At 67.6% G+C, this 19,834-nt stretch carries 17 protein-coding genes; 7 read left to right on the plus strand and 10 right to left on the minus strand.

The genetic code is table 11. The features are described 5' to 3' along the window. Positions 1-1,234: alpha-amylase family glycosyl hydrolase (locus tag ACK5NO_RS12470; RefSeq protein ID WP_416813008.1), on the plus strand; the 1,234-nt coding region annotated here is incomplete at its 5' end. 24 nt (positions 1,235-1,258) lie between these two features. After that, positions 1,259-2,314, plus strand: a complete 1,056-nt coding sequence (locus ACK5NO_RS12475; protein ID WP_416813009.1) for a LacI family DNA-binding transcriptional regulator — start codon at positions 1,259-1,261, stop codon at positions 2,312-2,314. Here ACK5NO_RS12475 and ACK5NO_RS12480 read toward each other — a convergent pair. From ACK5NO_RS12480 to ACK5NO_RS12500, 5 genes are read right to left on the minus strand one after another with little or no spacing between them, the layout of a single operon-like run. Continuing rightward, entirely contained in the window at positions 2,311-2,730 is a 420-nt protein-coding gene (locus ACK5NO_RS12480; RefSeq protein WP_416813010.1) for an NUDIX hydrolase, read from the minus strand. The two genes, ACK5NO_RS12475 and ACK5NO_RS12480, sit on opposite strands and share 4 nt — an antisense overlap. Beyond that, complete coding sequence (locus ACK5NO_RS12485; protein ID WP_416813011.1) at positions 2,727-3,671, minus strand: hypothetical protein; 945 nt, start codon at positions 3,669-3,671, stop codon at positions 2,727-2,729. The genes ACK5NO_RS12480 and ACK5NO_RS12485 overlap by 4 nt, the downstream gene beginning before the upstream one ends. A 24-nt stretch (positions 3,672-3,695) precedes the next feature. After that, positions 3,696-4,571: a hypothetical protein gene (locus ACK5NO_RS12490; RefSeq protein WP_416813012.1), complete on the minus strand. Its 876-nt coding sequence runs from the start codon at positions 4,569-4,571 to the stop codon at positions 3,696-3,698. Further along, complete coding sequence (locus tag ACK5NO_RS12495; RefSeq protein ID WP_416813013.1) at positions 4,568-7,564, minus strand: bifunctional [glutamine synthetase] adenylyltransferase/[glutamine synthetase]-adenylyl-L-tyrosine phosphorylase; 2,997 nt, start codon at positions 7,562-7,564, stop codon at positions 4,568-4,570. Before ACK5NO_RS12495 ends, ACK5NO_RS12490 begins: the two co-directional genes overlap by 4 nt. A gap of 5 nt (positions 7,565-7,569) precedes the next feature. After that, positions 7,570-8,904 (minus strand): glutamine synthetase family protein, encoded by a 1,335-nt coding sequence (locus ACK5NO_RS12500; protein WP_416813014.1) that lies wholly within the window; start codon positions 8,902-8,904, stop codon positions 7,570-7,572. 74 nt (positions 8,905-8,978) lie between these two features. Between ACK5NO_RS12500 and ACK5NO_RS12505 the strand changes: the two genes are divergently transcribed. Then, a complete protein-coding gene (locus tag ACK5NO_RS12505) occupies positions 8,979-10,622 on the plus strand; it encodes an NAD+ synthase (RefSeq protein WP_416813015.1) in 1,644 nt (547 codons plus the stop codon). Between the two features lie 145 nt (positions 10,623-10,767). Further along, positions 10,768-11,568, plus strand: a complete 801-nt coding sequence (gene panB, locus ACK5NO_RS12510; protein ID WP_416813016.1) for a 3-methyl-2-oxobutanoate hydroxymethyltransferase — start codon at positions 10,768-10,770, stop codon at positions 11,566-11,568. A 15-nt stretch (positions 11,569-11,583) separates the two neighbouring features. Here the strand turns inward: panB and ACK5NO_RS12515 are convergent, their stop codons facing one another. Beyond that, the gene (locus ACK5NO_RS12515) at positions 11,584-11,784 is read right to left on the minus strand and encodes a hypothetical protein (RefSeq protein WP_416813017.1); all 201 of its coding nucleotides are present in this window, start codon (positions 11,782-11,784) and stop codon (positions 11,584-11,586) included. A 19-nt stretch (positions 11,785-11,803) separates the two neighbouring features. Between ACK5NO_RS12515 and map the strand changes: the two genes are divergently transcribed. Together map and ppgK are read left to right on the plus strand one after the other, a co-directional pair. Beyond that, positions 11,804-12,685, plus strand: coding sequence for a type I methionyl aminopeptidase (gene map / locus ACK5NO_RS12520; protein WP_416813018.1), 882 nt, complete (start codon positions 11,804-11,806; stop codon positions 12,683-12,685). Then, complete coding sequence (gene ppgK, locus ACK5NO_RS12525) at positions 12,682-13,509, plus strand: polyphosphate--glucose phosphotransferase (protein WP_416813019.1); 828 nt, start codon at positions 12,682-12,684, stop codon at positions 13,507-13,509. Before map ends, ppgK begins: the two co-directional genes overlap by 4 nt. A 6-nt stretch (positions 13,510-13,515) precedes the next feature. Here the strand turns inward: ppgK and ACK5NO_RS12530 are convergent, their stop codons facing one another. Next, on the minus strand, positions 13,516-15,240 hold the full coding sequence (locus ACK5NO_RS12530) for an O-antigen ligase family protein (protein ID WP_416813020.1): 1,725 nt from the start codon (positions 15,238-15,240) through the stop codon (positions 13,516-13,518). 284 nt (positions 15,241-15,524) lie between these two features. Between ACK5NO_RS12530 and ACK5NO_RS12535 the strand changes: the two genes are divergently transcribed. Then, on the plus strand, positions 15,525-16,697 hold the full coding sequence (locus tag ACK5NO_RS12535) for a GmrSD restriction endonuclease domain-containing protein (RefSeq protein ID WP_416813021.1): 1,173 nt from the start codon (positions 15,525-15,527) through the stop codon (positions 16,695-16,697). A gap of 21 nt (positions 16,698-16,718) precedes the next feature. On the opposite strand, the gene ACK5NO_RS12540 is transcribed toward ACK5NO_RS12535, so the two are convergent. From ACK5NO_RS12540 to ACK5NO_RS12550, 3 genes are read right to left on the minus strand one after another with little or no spacing between them, the layout of a single operon-like run. Continuing rightward, positions 16,719-18,038: an LCP family protein gene (locus tag ACK5NO_RS12540; RefSeq protein WP_416813022.1), complete on the minus strand. Its 1,320-nt coding sequence runs from the start codon at positions 18,036-18,038 to the stop codon at positions 16,719-16,721. 46 nt (positions 18,039-18,084) lie between these two features. Next, entirely contained in the window at positions 18,085-18,429 is a 345-nt protein-coding gene (locus tag ACK5NO_RS12545) for a DUF2200 domain-containing protein (protein ID WP_416813023.1), read from the minus strand. Positions 18,430-18,448: 19 nt separating this feature from the next. Continuing rightward, positions 18,449-19,762 (minus strand): S1C family serine protease, encoded by a 1,314-nt coding sequence (locus ACK5NO_RS12550; protein ID WP_416813024.1) that lies wholly within the window; start codon positions 19,760-19,762, stop codon positions 18,449-18,451. Positions 19,763-19,834: the final 72 nt, after the last annotated feature.

Below are 19,834 nucleotides of genomic sequence, written 5' to 3' on the forward strand. Positions count from 1 at the left end.
ACGCGGCGTGGACGGCAACGAGCCCCCCAACAACTGGGAATCGGTCTTTGGCGGCCCGGCCTGGACCCGCCTGACCGACCGCGACGGCACGCCCGGCCAGTGGTACCTGCACCTGTTCGATTCCTCCCAGCCCGACCTGGACTGGACCAACGAAGAGGTCCGCACCGAGTTCGACCGGATCCTGCGGTTCTGGCTCGACCGCGGAGTCGACGGCTTCCGCGTCGACGTCGCCCACGGGCTCATCAAGGCCGATGGCCTGCCGGACTTCATCATCGCTGAGGACGCGGACTCCATGGGCGGCGGGGCCGGTCCCATGGCGCCCTGGTGGGGCCAGGACGGCGTGCACGAGATCTGGCGGCGCTGGCGCTCGGTGGTCGACGAGTACGACGGCCAGCGCATTCTCGCGGCCGAGGCCTGGGTTCACCCCCTGTCTCTCATGGCGGACTGGGTGCGCCCCGACGAGATGCACCAGGCGTTCAACTTCGCCTACCTCTCGACCGACTGGCACGCGGAAAGCCTGCGCGCCGTGATCGACGAGTCGCTCCACGAGTTCTCCGCCGTGGGCGCTCCGTCGACATGGGTGCTGTCCAACCACGACGTGGTGCGCCACGCGAGCCGCATGGCATTGTCGGCCGAGAATCCCCAGGGCCACGGGATCGGCCCCAAGTCCGTTGGATTGCCCGACGAGGTGGTGGGCCTGCGCCGGGGACGCGCAGCCACCATGCTGATGCTCGCCCTGCCCGGCTCGGCCTATCTTTACCAAGGTGAGGAGCTCGGCCTGCCCGAGGCCATCCACATTCCCGACGAGGCGCGCCAAGACCCGACGTGGCACCGCACGGCCGGCGAGCGGTACGGCCGCGACGGCTGCCGGGTACCCCTTCCCTGGGAGGCCGATGCGCCCGCCTTCGGCTTCTCGCCCACCGGCGACGCGTGGCTCCCGCAACCTGCGCAGTGGGCCTCGCTCGCACGCGACACTCAGGTGAGCGACCCCTCGTCGACCCTCGCCATGTACACCCGCGCGCTCAAGGCGCGGCGTACGTGGGGCCTCGCGACAGCGGACCTCACCTGGCTGGAGACGCCTCCCGGCGTCCTGGGCCTGCAGGTGGGTGCGCTGACCGTCTACGCCAACGTTGACGGCGAGCCCTATGTGCTTCCTGACGGCGAGGTCGTCGAGTCCTCTGCCCCGGTGGGCGCTAGCATTCCCGCAGACACCTGCGTCTGGATGGTGCGCTAACCACCGACGCACGAGGAGGCGCTCATGGCCAAGATCCAGAAGGTGGCGGAGCTCGCAGGAGTGTCCACCGCCACCGTCTCGCGCGCGCTGTCGGGCAAGTCCTCGGTGTCCCCCGCCACTCGCGCACGAGTGGAGAAGGCCGCCAAGGAACTCGGCTATGTCGTCTCCGCCAACGCCTCAAGCCTCGCCTCGGGACGCACCCGCAACGTGGGCGTCGTCACGCCGTTCCTGACCTCGTGGTTCTACATGCAGGTGCTCCAAGGCATCCAGCACGCACTGTCCGACGGCGGCTACGACCTCACCCTCTATCACTTGGACCCGCGGACCGGCGGCGGCCACGAACCGGGGGGCGATGAGCGTCGCCGACGCCTGTTCGCGGAGTTCTTGCGCCGCAAGCGCGTGGATGGGCTCATCGCCGTCAGCCTCGAGTTGGACGACGACGAGCTCGCCACCATACGAGGGCTCGGCAAGCCCGTGGTGGGCATCGGCGGCCCACTGCAGGGAGTGCCGACGCTGTCGATTGACGACGAGGCGATCGCACGGCTCGCGACCGACCACCTGATCGCGCTCGGGCACCGCCAGATCGCGCATATCGCGGGCCACCCAGACTTCGAGCTCGATTTCCGCCTGCCGGCCGCCAGGCGCGGAGGCTACGAGCAGGGCCTGCAGGCTGCGGGTATCGCGGCCGATCCGCTACTGGTCAGGACCGCGGACTTCACGATCGCGGGCGGCTACGACGCGACCTTGCAACTGCTCGGCGACCCACGAGTTCAACCGACCGCAGTGTTCGCGGCGTCCGACGAGATGGCCGTGGGCGCCATCCTCGCGGCACGGCACCTGGGCAAGGAGGTCCCCGGAGACCTCTCCGTCGTGGGCATTGACGGACACGATCTCGCCTCGTTCTTTAGCCTGACCACCGTTGACCAGTTCCCGCAGACTCAGGGCCGCCTGGCAGTGGAGAGACTCCTACACGTTCTCGACGGCACCCCCACCGAGCCCGCTCACACTGCATTGCCCTTTGACCTCGTGGTCCGCGGCTCGACGTCGCGACCGCGTGCGGCAGGCAACTCCTCGCGCTAGGTCTCCTGCGAGGGACCCTCGTGCCCCAGCGCGGGAAGGATCTTGGTCTCCAGCAGGGGCGCAAGGTCGTCGGGTAGCGCCGTCCCGTCGAGCACGAGCCACCGCAACTCAGCGATCTCGGCCGCAGCGCTCACGCGCGGGGGCGCCGGGTGGGAGTACACGTGCGCCTGCACCTGCCAGCCCGGCTCGTTCGCTGCAGGCGCGCTGAACTCGCCGACAACGCTCAGCGCCTCGGGGGCCACGACAAAGCCGATCTCCTCGGCACACTCGCGGGCGGCCGCCGCACGCGGACCCTCGCCAGGCTCAGGCTTGCCACCGGGGAGCATGAAGCGTTGCGTTCCGCGTTTGCGCACCGTGAGAATGGCCCCGCGCTCGTCACGGAGTACCACGGCGCTGACGTGGATGACTCCTGTCATGCGACGGCACCTTCGACCGGATCCGCGGTCTGATCCGCAGCCCCCTGCGATGGTCTTGTTCGCTCGCTGTCCGCCTGCCCAGGCAGGAACCGCAGGGCGAGCCAGAACACCCCGGCAAGCACCAAGGCAACCAACCCGAGCCGCATGAGCACATCCACGATGGGCTGTAGCGCAGTCGTGGCCACCACGTCTTCGACCAGGATGCCCGCCCCACCGTCACGGCCACCGGGCATGAACGATGCGAGGGTGCGGGGACCGATGGACCCCAATGCAAAAGAGATGGCCACGCCCAGCGTGCCCGCTCCGATGAGCGCGCGCGGCAGGAACCGCCGCCACCGAGGAGCGAGAGCGATCCCGCCTGCGATGGACACCAAGCCCAACCACACGAACCAGGTGGCCGCAAACTTGAGAGCGGAGAACCCGGTGCGGACGTCCTCAAACGTCTGCGCATCGATCACGTCCGCGGAGAACACAGGGATATCCAACTCCGGCACCAGTGCGCCAACGACGGGGATCTCATCGAGACGGCTGTTGATCCTCTGACCGACATCGATCGACAGGGTGAAGGGCGCCATCTCCCTGTCAGGGTCCGAGACCTCGTCGAGCAAACGGTTCTGCACCCGGTTGGCTCCGCTGAGAGCCGCCTCAGTGACAAAGTCCGAGCCCACCACGTCGACGATCAGGCCGTGAATCTGCGCGTCGAGGAGCACGAGCGCGAGGTTTCCCACCCGCCCCTCGACCTGTTCCACGAGCGCGGCCTGTACTTGATCGGCGATCAAGTTGGCCGTCTCCGGTGCCTCAAGTACCCGCGTCGCCAGCTGATCGGCGGCCGTGCCGTCCTCAATGCTGTGGACCGTCTTCACACTCAGTGCCCACACGACCATGAGCATCGAGCCCAACAGCACCAAGAAGGCGGAACCTATGACTCTCAGGGCCCTCATCACGCTCTCCCCCTCATGCCTCAATCAACGGCGCCTGCCACCCAGAATCGAACCCACAAGCGTGACGACGATGGCGGCCACAAAGGCGACGCCCGCGGTCCACAGCGCGCGTTCCATCACCAGCGGCGCAGCCTCTTCCGTCAGGACATCACGCCATAGCGTCGCCCCCGGACCGTCACTACCGCCCGGGATAAAGGTGACGATGGTCTCCGGGCCCAACAAGCCGATCATTCCGCCGAACAACAGGCAGATCACAGCCACAGCGAAAAACACCTTGGCAAGGAACCAGCGCTTGCGCTGGGACACGAGGATGCCGACGACGAGCAGCGCGAGGCCAGCCCAGAGGCCCCACTGCTGGGCCCACTCGACCTCGCCGTAGGCATCTCTGGTGGTCTCGAACTTGTCAGCACTCATGACCTCGACGTCGACGGCAGGCACGGTGACGTCCGGGATTGCGGAACCCACCGCACCGACCTCGTCGATCCGAGCGTTGACCGCGTCAGAGACGTCGACGCTCAAGACCAGTGGAGCGGGCGCACGAAGCGAGTCGGTCAGCGCCGCCGCGAACTGCTCGTGCGCGTCGTCGACCTCCGCGAGCACCGCGGTCCGGAACACCTCGGTCCCGATGGCGGCCTCGAGGGACGACTCGATCGCGCTACGCACCAGTTGCTGGTCGATGTCGATGCCCTGGTCAGCGAGCGCTGCAAGCGTCTGGTCCGTGATCTGCGTCGCCATCACCGAGCGCACCGCAGGGTTGTCCAGCGCCCGCTCGGCCATGCCCCGCACGGCTGTGCCATCCTCGACGGCACCAACGATCACCGAACTGACCGCCCACGCGGCGATCAACACGGCACCGCCGACGATGCACAACGCCGAGATCAGCGTCCTCAGCACACTCACGCGCCACTCTCCCATCCAAAGAACACTCGCTCCGTGACAGCACGGGCATGACGCGTGGTCCTGCCGTGCCTGTCGAGGAGTTCCGCGCCAGTGTCCCGAACATTCATGATCCCTGCCAGAACCCGCAGTTCCCGCGTGTCGGCCGGCAACACATCGGGAGTGCGCGAACGGCCTCTCAGCGCGAGCGCACCGCGCAGTTCAGTGGCGAGCACCCACGCGTCCTCCAGGAGCTGCGCGTCAGAGCGCGACAGCAAATCGAGGTCGACCGCGGCATGCAGCGCCTCAAGCGTGCGTGTGGTTCTGAGACTCTCGTGCCGGTGAGCATGCTGAAGCTGCAACAACTGGACCGTCCACTCGACGTCGGCCAGCCCGCCAGGACCGAGCTTGAGGTGGCGACGAGGCTCCACCCCTCGCGGCAGCCGCTCCGATTCCATGCGCGCCTTGAGGGTGCGCATCTGCTTGAGCGCAGAACCTGGCAATTCCGTCGGGTAGCGCACCTGATCGATCATCCCGGTGAAGCGCTCGAGCAGGTCGGGATCGCCGGCACAGGGTCGCGCGCGCAGCAACGCCTGCGCCTCCCACGGGTCTGACCAACGCCCGTAGTACTCGGTGCACGAGGCAAGCGACCTCGCGAGCGGACCATTGCGACCCTCGGGCCTGAGGTCAGCGTCGATCTCCAACACGGGCTGCGGCCCAGGGGTCTTGAGCAATCGCTGCACCGTCTGTGCGACCTTGACGGCCAGCGCCGAGGCGCGCGGCCCCTCGCCGTCGTACACAAACTGCACGTCTGCGTCAGAGGTGTAGGACATTTCTGAGCCGCCGTAACGACCCATCGCCACCACGATCATCGTCAGGGGAAGCTCCTCGAGCCCCTCGTCCGCCGCGACAACCTTGGTGGCAATCTGGAGCGCACTGGACATGAGTACATCGGCCGCGATGCTCACCGAGTCGGCGGCCTGCACCGAGTCGATGAGGCCCAGCACGTCTGCGGCAGCAGCCCGCGCAAGCTCCCGCCGCCGCAGCCCCCTCAGCGCGACAATGCACTGCTCGGGATCGGCCGCGCGGCTCAGAATTGCCGCCGCTTCGCGCTCCAGTCGCTCGCGACTGCGCGGAGCGAGCTCGGCTGGATCGGCGAGCCAGGTGACGTCCTCTGCGGAAGCCAAGAGCGCATCGGTCACGTAAACGGAAGTCGACAGCAGGCGCGCGAGGCTCTCGGCCGCAAACCCTGAGTCACGCAGAAGCTTGAGGTACCACTGGGCGTCCTTCAACTGCTCGGACAAACGTCGGAACGCGAGCAGGCCGGCGTCGGGATCCGCCCCCTGGGCGAACCATCCGATCATCGCTGGCAGGAGTTGACGCTGAATGGCGGCGCGGCGCGAGACGCCCTCCGTGAGCGCGATGATGTGCCTGAGCGCGGCCTGCGAGTCATCAAAGCCGACCGCTGCCAAGCGCGCGTGTGCCGCGGCATCGTCGAGCCTGGCCTCGTCAGCGCTGAGCGAGGCCACTACCGGCAAGATGGGCCGGTAGAACATCTCCAGGTGCATCGCACGGACATCGCGCCTGGTGTCGTGCCACACCTCGTCCATGTACTCGACAGTGGCGAAGCCCGAGGCCCGCGCGAGCACGCGCCTGGCGCCCTCTTCCTTGGGCATCAGGTGAGTGCGTTGAAGCTTGCGCAACTGGAGGCGGTGCTCCCACACCCGCAACTGACGGTACGAGCGGTCCATCTTGGCCGCATCGGGCCTGCCCACGTAGCCGCCCCGCCGCAGTGCCGCGAGGGCATCGAGCGTGGTGCGCGAGCGCAACGACTCGTCGTGCCTGCCGTGAACGAGCTGGAGCAACTGAATGGTGAACTCGACGTCCCGCAGGCCTCCGGGCCCGAGTTTGATCTGGCGATCCGCCTCCGCCGCCGGCACGTGCTCCTCGACCCTGCGGCGCATCGCCTGGGCACTCTCAACGAACCCGTCGCGCTCCACGGCCTTCCACACCAGCGGCCCCATCGCCGCGATGTAGGCCTGCCCCACCTCGGGATCACCCGCGATCGGGCGCGCCTTTAGCAAGGCCTGGAACTCCCAGGTCTGCGCCCACCGGTCGTAGTAGGCCCGATGCGAGGCCACGCCGCGTACGAGGGCCCCGTCCTTGCCCTCGGGACGCAGGTTGGCGTCCACCTGCCACAGCCCCGGCTCGGCTCCGGCCTTGTCGCACGCCCGTGAGGCGGCGTTGGCCAGGCGGGTCGCGATCTTGAGCGAGGCCGTGTCGTCGGCGCCCTCGGCAGGCTCCGCGACAAAGATGACGTCGACGTCGGAGACGTAATTCAGTTCCCGTCCGCCGCACTTGCCCATGCCGATGATGGCAAGCCTGGTCAGGGCGTGGTCAGGCTCTCCCGCGCGCGCGATCGCGAGGCCCGCCTCGAGGGCCGCCCCCGCGAGGTCAGCGAGTGCTGCCGCCACCTCTGGCAGAAGCGCGACCGGCTGGGCGGCGAACAGGTCCTCTGCCGCAACGCGCATGAGTTGGCGGCGGTAGGCGATCCGCATCGCGGCAATGCCTTCGTCTCCACGCAGGGAGGCCACAGGCGCGCTCGCGTGGGGGTCTGCCCCCACGGCCTCGAGCAGCGCGCGACGATGGTCCACCTGAGTGAACGACTCCGACTCTGGCCAGGCCGCGAAGTCCGCCACCAACTGCGGATGACGCACCAGAAAGTCGCCGAGCGCCACCGACGCCCCCAGCAGCACGCCGAGCTTGGCACCCGCGCGCGAGTCCCTGAGCGCAATCAGGTCGTCGAGGCAGCCTGCATCCCGAGCCGCCTCGGCGACACGGAGCAACTGCAACAGCCCCATGTCGGGGTCGGCAAGGTACGACACCGCAGTAGCGGGATCGACCAGCGTCGCTCCGGTGACGTCGTACAGCCTGTCGATGAGCATCTCGGCACGCGAGACGTCCGCGACGCCCGCGCGCCTGAGTTGAGTGGCGAACGAGACCTCGCGAGAGCTCACGGCGTTTAGAGAACGGGCAGGTACTGCTCGAGTTCGAAGGGGGTGACCTGTGCTCGGTAGGCCTCCCACTCGGCACGCTTGTTGCGCAGCACAAAGTTGAACACCCGCTCGCCAAGAGTCTCGGCCACGAGTTCGGAGCGCTCCATCACCGCGACGGCCTCGGCAAGAGACGACGGCAGCGCCTGGTACCCCATGGCCTTGCGCTCGGCGGCGCTGAGTTCCCAGACGTCGTCCTCTGCACCCTCGGGCAACACCAGCCCCTCCTCGATGCCCTTGAGACCGGCCGCGAGCAGCACGGAGAAGGCGAGGTACGGGTTCACGGCCGAGTCGAGCGCGCGGTACTCGATGCGGGTGGACTGCCCCTTGCCCGGCTTGTGCACGGGAATGCGCACCAACGCAGAGCGGTTGTTCGAGCCCCAGCACACGTACGACGGCGCCTCGGCGCCACCCCACAGCCGCTTGTACGAGTTGACGTACTGGTTGGTGATGGCGGAGATCTCCGGTGCGTACTTCAGAAGACCAGCGATGAACTGGCGGGCCACCTGCGACAGCCCATAGTCCGCGCCCGCCTCGTAGAAGGCGTTGCGGTCGCCTTCGAACAGGCTCATGTGGGTGTGCATGCCGGAACCCGGGCCGTTCGCAAGAGGCTTGGGCATGAAGGAGGCGAACACGCCCTGCTCGAGGGCGACCTCCTTGATGACCGTACGGAACGTCATGATGTTGTCGGCCATGGTCAGCGCATCGGCGTACCGCAGGTCGATTTCGTTCTGGCCCGGCCCAGCCTCGTGGTGCGAGAACTCGACCGAGATGCCCATGGACTCGAGCATCGTGATGGCTTCGCGGCGGAAGTTGTGGGCGGTGCCACGCGGGACATTGTCGAAGTAGCCTGCCTGGTCGACGGGCTTGGGTAGCTGTCCCGGCTCGGGCTTCTCGAACAGGTAGAACTCGATCTCGGGGTGCGTGTAGAACGCGAAACCCAGTTCAGAGGCCTTGTCGAGCGTGCGCTTGAGCACCTGGCGGGGGTCAGACAACGCGGGCTCGCCGTCAGGCGTGGAGATGTCGCAGAACATGCGCGCGACACCCTGGCTCGCACCGCGCCACGGCAGGATCTGGAAGGTCGACGGGTCGGGCTTGGCCAGCATGTCGGCTTCGTAGACGCGCGTGAGGCCTTCCACCGCCGACCCGTCAAAGCCGATTCCCTCGGAAAACGCGTTCTCGAGTTCCGCCGGCGCGATGGCTACCGACTTGAGTACGCCCAGCACGTCCGTGAACCACAGACGGATGAACCGAATGTCCCGCTCCTCGACGCTGCGAAGCACGTATTCCTGCTGCTTGTCCATGCGCCCATCCTGCCCTATGTGTGTGACAACCACGTAACACTTGGACCGTGCGACACGCCCGATAGGCTGACCGAATGCCCGCCCTCCGCATTGCGCTTGCCCAAGTCAACCCCTGCGTGGGCGACATCGCTGGTAACGCCGCTCTTGTTCGCGACCACGCACATGCCGCCGCAGCCGCTGGCGCCGCGCTCGTGGTGTTCCCCGAGATGGTCATCACCGGCTACCCCATTGAGGACCTTGCCCTGCGGGCCAGCTTCCAGCGCGCCGCTGCCCGCGCGGTGGACACGCTCGCGAGCGACCTGGAGGCCGATGGCCTGGGCGACCTCACCGTCATGGTCGGCACGCTCGGTGTCGCGCAGTCCGGGCGCCCCTTCAATCAGGCCGCGGCGCTGCGCGGCGGCCAGGTCATCGCCCACTACAACAAGCACCACCTGCCCAACTACGGCGTCTTCGACGAGCGTCGCATCTTTGCCTCAGGCGAGGACCCGTGCGTGGTCGAGGTCGGCGGCAGGCGCATCGGCGTCGTGATCTGCGAGGACATCTGGGTCGACGGCGGCCCTGTTGAGCAGGTCGCCTCGGCCAATCTCGACCTGCTCGCCGTGCTCAACGGCTCGCCCTTCGAGGAAGGCAAGGGCCGCGTGCGCACCGACCTCGCGCGCCGCCGTGCCTCCGAGGTGGGCGCTCCCCTGGCCTACGTCAACCTGTGGGGCGGCCAGGACGATCTGGTTTTCGACGGCCACTCCTTCATCGTGGGGGCCGACGGCGCCTGGCTCGCCAACGCTCCTGGCTTCGACGACGCCCTCCTCGTGTGGGATCTGCCCGAGGCCGATGCGCCCGCCACCCAGGGTGAGGTGGTCGACTTCGCCTCCGATGACCAGCAGGTCTACCTCGCATGCGTCACGGGCCTGCGCGACTACGTCCTCAAGAACGGCTTCTCGTCCGTCATCTTGGGGCTCTCGGGCGGCATCGACTCGGCCCTGACCGCTGCCATCGCGGCCGATGCTCTCGGTGGCGCCAACGTCGTCGGCGTCTCGATGCCCTCCTCCTTCTCTTCCGAGCATTCCAAGGACGATGCCGCGGATCTCGCCAAGCGCATCGGCGCCGACTACCGGGTCGAGCCCATCGCTGCCATCGTGGACGCTTTCCAGGGTCAGCTCGCGCTTGAGGGTGTCGCGGAGGAGAACCTTCAGGCCCGTGTGCGCGGGGTGATCCTCATGGGCATCTCCAACCGCGAGGGCCACCTGGTGATCGCGCCGGGCAACAAGTCCGAGCTCGCGACCGGCTACGCGACCATCTACGACGCGGGCTCCATTGGGGGCTACGCACCCCTCAAGGACCTCGACAAGACCCGTGTGTGGGACCTGGCGCGCTGGCGCAACGCCTACGCCACGACCCACGGCGAGGTCGAGCCCATCCCCGTGAACTCGATCGAGAAGCCCCCGAGCGCGGAACTGCGACCCGGCCAGGTCGACCAGGACTCGCTACCGCCGTACGACCTCCTCGACGAGGTGCTCGACGCCTACGTCGAGCACGCCGAGGGCAGGGCCGAGCTCCTCGCGCGCGGCTTCGACGAGGCCGTCGTGGATCGCGTGCTGCAACTCGTGGACCGCGCCGAGTGGAAACGTCGCCAGTACCCGCCGGGCCCCAAGGTCACCGCGCTGGCCTTTGGCCGCGACCGCCGCCTGCCCATCACGAGCCGGTGGCGAGAGCTCTCCTGAGCCGGCAACCGCATCGGCCCTCCCCCTCTTCACGAGTCAAATGGATCCATTTGGCGGGAAAGAGGCGCGGGGAGACGATGAAAATGGATCCATTTGATGGGAAGGGGGCGGGGGGAGCGACGGCCGCGCGCCTACAGTGGTGGTCATGAAGAAGGTTCGCATCCACCACTTTGCCGAGATGAAGGCGCGTGGCGAGAAGATCACCATGCTCACCGCCTACGACTACCCCACCGCGAGGGCGTTCGACGCCGCAGGCGTGGACATGCTGCTCGTGGGCGACTCGATGGGCGACAACATGCTCGGCATGGACTCCACCGTCCCGCTCGAACTCGACGAGATGATCCCCTTCGCCCGCGCCGTCGCACGCGGCGCCGAGCGCGCCTTCGTGGTCGCCGACCTGCCCTTTGGAGCGTACGAAATCTCGGCTGAGCAGGCCGTGGCCTCCTCGATTCGCATGATGAAGCTGTCCGGCGCGCAGGCGATCAAGTTCGAGGGCGGGCGCCGGATCGCGGCCCAGGTCAAGGCCGTGACCGATGCGGGTATCCCGTTCTGCGGCCACCTTGGCTTCACGCCCCAGTCCGAGAACGCCCTGGGAGGGCGCCGCATCCAGGGCCGCGGCGATGGCGCCTACGACGAGATGCTGGCCGATGCGCTGGCGCTCCAGGAGGCGGGAGCCTTCGCCGTCGTGCTCGAGATGGTCATCGCCCCGGTTGCGGAGAAGATCACGGCCGCGCTCGACATCCCCACCATCGGTATTGGCGCGGGGTCGCGCACTGATGGCCAGGTCCTCGTGTGGCTCGACGCGATGGGCGTGGGCGACTGGCACCCGTCCTTCTCACGTCAGTTCGCCGCAGTGGGCCAGGCGATGACCGACGGCGCGGCTGCCTACGTCAAGGCCGTGAAGGATGTCGAGTTCCCCGCCGCTCAGCACACGTTTGACGAGTAGGACTGGCACACGAGGCTAGGAGTCGCCCCTCCACTGCGCGTCTTCCTCGTCCCAGTCCTCGGTGCGCTGCTGGGCCTTCTCGAGGGCCTCGGTGGCTTCCTGCGCTGTCGCGTACGGGCCCATCAGGTGCTCCCACGAGCTCTGACGCCCCTTCTCGACCATGCGCGTACGGGTGTTGAACCAGAACTCGGCCTCGGCGGGCGTCTCGGATGCCATGCCAACTAGACTGCCAGGCATGAGCCCGGTCCGCGAGAGCATCACCAAGGGCGTCGTCTCACCTTGGCGTGATGTGCCGTCCTCCATCGTCCGTCCCGACTACGTAGGCCGCAAGCGTGCCGCCAGGTGGGAAGGCGGCGACGTCCACACCCCCGAGGTCGTCGAACGCATTCGCGTCTCCGCACGCATTGCCGCGCAGGCCCTCGCGGAGGTGGGGCGTCACGTGCAGCCGGGCGTCACAACGGACGAACTCGACCGCATAGGCCACGAGTTTGTCCTCGACCACGGCGCCTATCCGTCGACCCTGGGTTACCCGGGTGCCGCAGGCCGCCCGCCCTTTCCCAAGGCCATGTGCACCTCCGTCAATGAGGTCATCTGCCACGGCATCCCCGACTCGACCGTGATCGAAGAGGGCGACATCGTGAAGGTGGACATCACCGCCTACAAGGATGGCGTCCACGGAGACAACTGCGGCTCGTTCATCGCGGGCGAGGGTTCTGATCGTGCCAAGCAACTGGTCGAGGTCACTCACGAGGCGATGATGCGCGGCATCAAGGCAGCGCGCCCCGGACGCGAGGTCAACGTCATTGGCCGCGTGATCGAGAAGTACGCCGCGCGCCACGGCTTCGAGTCCGTCCGCAGTTACACCGGGCATGGCGTGGGCCCCGCCTTCCACACCGGGCTCGTCATCCCCCACTACGACGCCGCGCCGCACCACTCCGACATCATCGAGCCTGGCATGGTCTTCACCGTCGAGCCGATGCTATGCATGGGTTCCGAGGACAACCACGAGTGGGACGACGGCTGGACCGTTGTCACCAGCGACGGTTCGTGGGTGGCCCAGTTTGAGCACACGATCCTCATCACCGACGATGCCGCGGAGGTTCTGACACTGCCATGAGCAAGCACATCGCGATCGGCGTCGACATTGGCGGCACGGGCATCAAGGCCGCGCCCGTCAATCTGAAATCCGGCAAGTTCACCGAGGACCGATACCGGATCCCCACTCCGGATCCCTCGACGCCCGATGCGGTGGCGCGCACCGTCGCCAAGTGCATCTCTCGCTTCTGTCCCCAAGCCGACACGCCTATCGGCGTGGCGTTCCCCGGTGTGGTGCAGCACGGTGTGGTCAAGACCGCCGCGAACGTCGACGACGCCTGGATCGGTGCGGACCTGCGCCAGATCATCCGGGACCAAGCCGGGCACGACGTCCATGTCATGAACGATGCGGACGCGGCTGGCTACGGCGAGTACAAGCACGGCGCCGCACACGGACAGGACGGCGTCATCCTGATGACCACCCTGGGAACCGGGATTGGCACCGCGATGATCGTGGACGGCCAACTGGTCCCCAACCTTGAGATGGGCCACATCGAGATCGACGGCCAGGACGCGGAGACCTTCGCTGCCGAGTCCGCGCGGGACCGCCTTGGTTTGGACTGGGACGGCTGGATCGCCAACCTGCAGAAGTACTACTCCCGCATGGAGGACCTGCTGTGGCCCGACCTCATCATCGTGGGCGGCGGGGTCTCCAAGTCGCACCACATGTTCCTGCCTCACCTCAAGCTGCGCGCACCGATCATCCCTGCTGAGTTACGCAACGGCGCCGGGATCGTAGGCGCCGCCGGTTGGGCGCAGGCCGAGGCCAAGCGCGAGACCAAGCGTGGAGACAAGCAGCGCAAGGCCGACGACAAGAAGGCCCGCAAGGCCGCCGCGAAGGCGTAGCGCGCGCTAGACCTGCTGGAACTCGAGCCGGTTGCCGAACGCGTCGAAGGTGTGCAGGCGCCGGACCCCCGGTAACTCCCCATTGGCATAGGTGTAGGCGCAATCGAGGCTGTCCAGGCGCTCGGCCAGGGCATCAAGGTTCTCGACAACGAAGGCGGGGTGCGCCTTGCGTGCGGGGGCAAAGCCCTCTTCGACGCCCAGGTGGATCGCAATGTCCCCCGCCTCGAACCAGCAGCCGCCGCGCCCGCGTAGCGCTTCAGGCTTGGCGATCTCGATCATGCCGAGCACGCCCGTATAGAACTCGCGCGCGACGTCCTCCTCGCCCTTGGGCATGGCGAGTTGCACGTGATCGATGCGCACATACCCGGGTGCCCCCGCACGAGCGAACCGGGTTCGGGTGCCGTAATGCACCAGTTGCGGGTCGACGATGGTGAGCCTAAACACGGGCGGCCCAATGCAGAACAGCGCCACGAGTAGATACCAGCCGCCCTCGACGAGCAGGCGCGACTCCGTGAGCGCCTGCATGGCAAGCGCGACCGTCAGCAGCGCCCACCCCAGGGGGATGAACGTGTCTCCCCTGTCGGCGCGCTCGACCAGACGCCACGCGCTACCGAACAGCAGCACGACGATGCCGAACAGCAACACCACGCCGATGAGTCCCAGTTGGAGCCATGCGTCGAGGAAGGCGTTATGCGCGTGGGTGGGACGCACGTACTCCAGATCGGCACCGATCTCCGAGTAGGGGTAGTGCCAGATGGGCCAGTAGCCCACGTAGCCCCAGCCATCGGGGCGCTCCATGGCGTAGCGCACCACGTCCACCCAGATGTCGGCGCGGCTCGTGAAGTCGGAGCGCCGGTCGAGCATCGCGAAGATCTCGTCGCGGTACTTCAGTACCAAGACGGAGGCGATCGCGGCGCACGCGACGATGCTGAAGGACAGGACGCGCTTGGTGCGGGGCGAGACCCGACGGATCACCACGGCGCCGGCCGACAGGGCGAGCAACACGACCAGCGAGCCCGTGACCGTCGCGGACATGGTCAAGAAGTGGACGGCGACGGCGACGCCCACCGTGAACCAGCCATCGAGGCGTCGAATGCGGCCGTCGAGCACCAACACCACGGCGAGGATTCCAGCGAACAGCGCGATCGCCCCGAAGGGGTTGCGGTTGCCGACAAAGCCCTGAATGGGTCCGCCCTCGAGCAACGCGTTTTCCGACCACGCATTCTGGATGGGGTCCCCACCCTGGTTCGACGCGAGCGACTCGAGGTCGCGGACGAAAGGCTGCAGCGGCCCGTCGACCAGCAGCGCGACGAGGATCTCGAAGATCACGCCCAGGAACAGGCTGATCTGGAAGCCGCGATACAGGCGCACCATGAAGGCGGTGTTGCGCGTTCCCCGTGCCGTGATGATCGCGATCAACGTGGTCAGGACGAGCGCGGCCACGGCAAGCACCGTGACGACCTTCGTGACCGACCACAGGATCGACAGCGCGGCGAGGCCGACGAAGGCTCCGATGAGCAGCGGCGGCTTGAGCGATCGCAGCGTCGGGCGGAAGCTCACGATGACGAGCGCGACGCTCACCAGGCATAGCGCGATGTACCCGGGCGTGCCGATCATGTAGCGGAAGCCCTGACCGCACGTCAGGAGCACCACCACCCAGATGGTGACGATGCCTTGCGCCCTGACGGTCGCCGCAGCGTCGAGCGCGGTGTGGAGCGCAGTCTTGGTCATGTGCGGGCGTTCTCCTGGTGCTGGGCAAGGTGGTTCCGGCGTGCCGAAGCCCGTGGCTTCGACCGGATGCAGCACCGCGGGGCCGGCGCCGCGAGTCTATCGCGGGAGCGCACCCGTGACCTGTTTGCCTCGCAGGAAGCACAACACGCGCTGAAACCGACCGCCACGTCCTTCCAGGACGCTCAGACGGGCCGATGCGCGGGTGACGTGGCATTCGCCACTCCAGTTTGGCCCGCCCCGGCTCGCACCCGTACGGTGCCATTCTCAGAACTGAGGGGGGCACCGTGGCTGCGCGTCAGAGCAAGTGGACATCATGGCCTGCGATCATCGCGGGCCTCATCCTCGGCATCGTGCCGGGCATCATCCTGTTGTGGATGCGCGCGGGCACCAAGGCGTGGGTGAAGATGGTCGTCACGGTGGTGGCGCTCCCCGTTCTTGCTACCGCGTTCGCCAACAACGATCCTGCGGATGTCGACGATGCCCTCGCAGCCGCCAGCGTCACCCCGGCTGCTACGGCAGAGCCCAGTCCATCACCCACGCAGACGTCGGCCTCGCCAGTGCCCAGCGCATCACCATCCCCGACCATCGCGCCCAGCGCCCAGCCGAGCCCCACTCCGACGGCAAGCGCGACGGCAGAGCGCGTCGAGTACGGCACCGCCTACGCCGCGGCACTTGACCTCACCGTCAAGGGGCGCGCCGCCAAGACCGGGTACGACCGCGACCTGTTTGGCTCGGGATGGGTCGATGTGGACCGCAACGGCTGCGACACCCGCAACGACATGCTGAAGTTGCGCCTGACCAACCGCGACATGTCCGGCAGCTGCAAGGTTATGTCGGGAGACCTCGCCGACCCCTTCACGGGGACGTCGATCCACTTTGAACGCGGCGGGGCAAGCGAGGTCGACATCGACCACTTGGTCGCGCTGTCCGACGCGTGGCAAAAGGGCGCTGCATCGTGGGAGTTCGCCAAGCGCGTGGCCTTCGCGAACGACCCGCTCAACCTCGAGCCGGTGGACGCCGGTGCCAACCGTGCCAAGGGCGATTCGGACGCGGCGACCTGGCTGCCGTCGAACCGCTCCTACCGGTGCGAGTACGTGGCGCGCCAGGTCGCGGTGAAGGCCAAGTACTCGGTGTGGGTCACCCAGGCCGAACTCGACGCCATGCTCGACGTGCTCGACACGTGCCCCGAGCAGGCACTGCCCGCGCCCGGAGACCAGCCGATCATTGCGAGCAACGTGGGCAGCGCACCGAAGGAGACGACCAAGCCCGCCGAGACGTCCAAGCCTGCTGAGACGTCGAAGCCTGTAGAGACGTCCAAGCCTGCCACTGAGGCGGTCGACGAGCGCTACCCCTACTGCAAGGACCTGCCGTCAGGCCTGGGGCCGTACTACGAAGGCGTCGACCCCGAATACGACTGGTACCGCGACGGCGACGGCGACGGAGTGGTCTGCGAGTAAGCCACTCGGCCAGCGCGGTGATTACTCGACTCCGCCGACGCTCTCGCCAGGCTCGAAAGCACCGGCCTCAATGTCGTCCCAGAACTGGTCGATGAGGTCGGGGTCGAGCAACACGGTCGACCCCACTCCCTCCACGTCGTAGCCCATGTCGGCGATCGGAGGTGTGCCAGAGACGGCTTGGTCCCCCAGGCCCGAGCGCAGTGCAAGGGCCATCCTGGCCAGATCGAACGCGCCGGTGCCCTCCGAGAACGTGAAGGCGTCAAAGCCCGCGTTGGCTACGGCCGACGCCTTTCCGGGATTGAGCAGCGTCGAGGGCTTGAGGGCGTCCTGGGCCACAGCGGCCACCACCTGCCGCTGGCGCTCGGCGCGACCGATGTCGCCCTTGGGGTCGCTATAGCGCATGCGGGAGAAGGCGAGAGCGTCTTCGCCACCCACCACATGGCAGCCCGCCGTCCACTCCATGCGGCTACGCCAGTCGGACACGTCGGCGTCGTAGCAAAGCTCCACGCCGCCGAGGGCATCGACGATCCCACTCACACCGCCCAGGCCAATTTCCATGTAGCCGTCGATGGTGAGGCCAGACAGCCCTTCGACCGTCTCGACGAGCAAGGGCGCTCCGCCCCAGCTGAAGGCAGCGTTGATCTTGTTCTGACCGTGCCCGGGAATCGCGACATAGGAGTCACGAGGGATGGAAATCAGGGCCGTCGGGCCGGACTCGGGCTGGTGCAACACCATGATCGTGTCGGTGCGGTTGCCTTCGACGGAATCCGCCTCGGCCCACCCCTCTCGCGAGTCTGAGCCCACGATCAAGTAGGTGTTGCCTGGGGTGTTGGCGGCGCCGCTGAGCGCATCGACCGTCTGCAGGTTCGACTGCACCCACATGACCAGCGCAATGAGGACGGCCACGAACAACAACGCGATCACCAGCAGCGCTGTGAGGCAGCGGCGCCCGCGGCGACGCTTGCGGCGCCGCGGTGGGGCAACCGGCGCCTCGTCATACGAGTCTTCGGTAGGTGCGAAGGCGGGGCGGGCAGCCGTGCGCTGGGTCGGTGCTATCGAGCGCGGGCGGGAGGTGGCCTGCGCCGGCTGGTCCGAGCGCTGAGGCGCCGGCGGACGGGCCGATGCGGGGGCCGAGCCACTGGCTCGTGCTGGCGTCGAGCGCGGCTCGGCAGGCGGGACTACGCTGCGGCGCTGGGGAGCGCCGCTCGCCTCACGTGCACCGGAGCGCTGGTCGCGAGGAGCTGAGGGCCGCTGGCCGGGCTGAATGGACGGCGGCATCGGCCGCCGCGCGCCCGGGGTACCGGAGGAACCCTGCCCCGACCTGTCCTGACTGTCGCTCACCGTGCGAGGGTACCCCCGCATCGGCCCTGAGACGCGGAAGCGGCGCTCAGGCGCGCAACACCTTTTCCATGGCCTTGCCCTTGGCAAGCTCGTCGACAAGCTTGTCGAGGTAGCGCACCTTCTGCACCAGCGGGTCCTCGATATCTTCCACCCGGTAGCCGCAGATCACGCCCTTGATGAGGCCAGCGTTGGGGTGCAGCGTGGCCGCATCGAAGAACTCGGGGAAGGTGCTCTCGTCGTTCGCATAGGCATGGATCTGTGCGGTATCAAAGCCGGTGAGCCAGCCGATGACCTGATCCAGCTCCGCTTGAGTGCGACCCTTGCGCTCGACCTTGGTCACGTAGTGCGGGTAGACCGAAGAGAAGGTCATCGTGTACATGCGCTGGCTCATGCAGTCAGGGTAACCCCGCTTACGAGGCGGGCCCCTGGTCGAAGACGATGGTCCCCTGCTGCTGCTCGCCTGACGTCGTGATCCATGTCAGCTCGGCCGAGTCGCCGGGCTCGTAGCCGCCGATGAGGTCCGTCAGTTCGCTCGCGCTGCTCACCGAGGCGCCGTCGAGAGCCGTGATGGTGTCGCCTGCCACCAGACCGACCTCCTCGGCCGGGGTGCCCTCGTAGACGTACTGCACCTGCGCACCGGCGGTGGTGGTCGCATCGGACCAGCCGCTGGGCAGTCCGGTCGTGTCGGCCCCCACGGCGATACCCAGCATCGCCTTGTAGCCAATGCTCACCGTGCCCGACTCGTCGCCGGCGTTGATCTGTTGCGCAATCACCATGGCGTCCTCGATGGGGACCGCGAAAGCGATCGTCGTCGACAGCCCCGTCGAGGCGGCGGTCGTCATGCCGATGACCTCGCCCTCGTCGTCCATGAGCGCACCACCCGAGTCGCCAGAGACGACGTCTGCGGAGAACTGGATCATGCCGCCGAGCGTCTCCCCGCTCGCCGTCAGCTCGTCGGAGGTGGTCACGGACGAGTCGAGTTCGGTCACGGTACCTTCGGCCGCCATGAGTACCCCGCCGCCCTCGGCGTTGCCCACCGCGGTGATCTCGTCGCCCACCGCGACGCCGTCGTCGTCGAGCGTGACCGTCGTGAGGCCCGATGCGCCCTCGAGCTGAAGCAGCGCGACGTCATTGGTCGAGTCGGTGCCAAGGACCTCGGCGGTGTAGGTCTCGCCAGTGGTGCCGATGGTCACAGTGATCTCGGTCGCGCCCTCGATGACGTGGTTGTTGGTGAGGACGAGCCCGTCGCTCGTGAGCACCATGCCGCTGCCAGCGGCTTCGCCGCTTTCATAGGCCAGGACGGTGTCGATGAGGACGATGCCCGTGGACTGCTCGGTGCTCGCGATGGTGGCCTCGTCCTGGGTGGTGGAGGTCTGGCCGTCGCCGAACATCGACGAGCCGTCGGGCAGGGTCAGTCCCTCGAGTCCCGAACCCGAACCAGACGAGCCGCGCCCGGGCAGCTGAATGCCGCCGTCGCTGTTGCCGGGCACCTGCGGCATCTGCTGCTGCGTGGTGGTGTCATCGGTGCTCGGAAGCGTGGACTCCACGGATGCCGTGGAATCCACCGCGGCATCCGCGCGGTCATAGAAGGTCAGCCCTGTCGCGATCGAGGTCAAAGCGAGGGCGGTCACGCCGGTGACCACGGTGGCGCGGCGCCAGCGCGAAGGCCGGTGCGGCCGGGCGGGCGTCACAGTCTCGTCGGTGAGATGGGTGTCGTAGCTCATCGTGTCCTCCTGGTGTCGTCATGTACCAGTGGACTACTCGCACCAGGGAGCCACCCTGGAGAGTCCTGAGAG

This window comes from Demequina sp. (assembly GCF_047975725.1).
Taxonomy (GTDB): Bacteria; Actinomycetota; Actinomycetes; order Actinomycetales; family Demequinaceae; genus Demequina.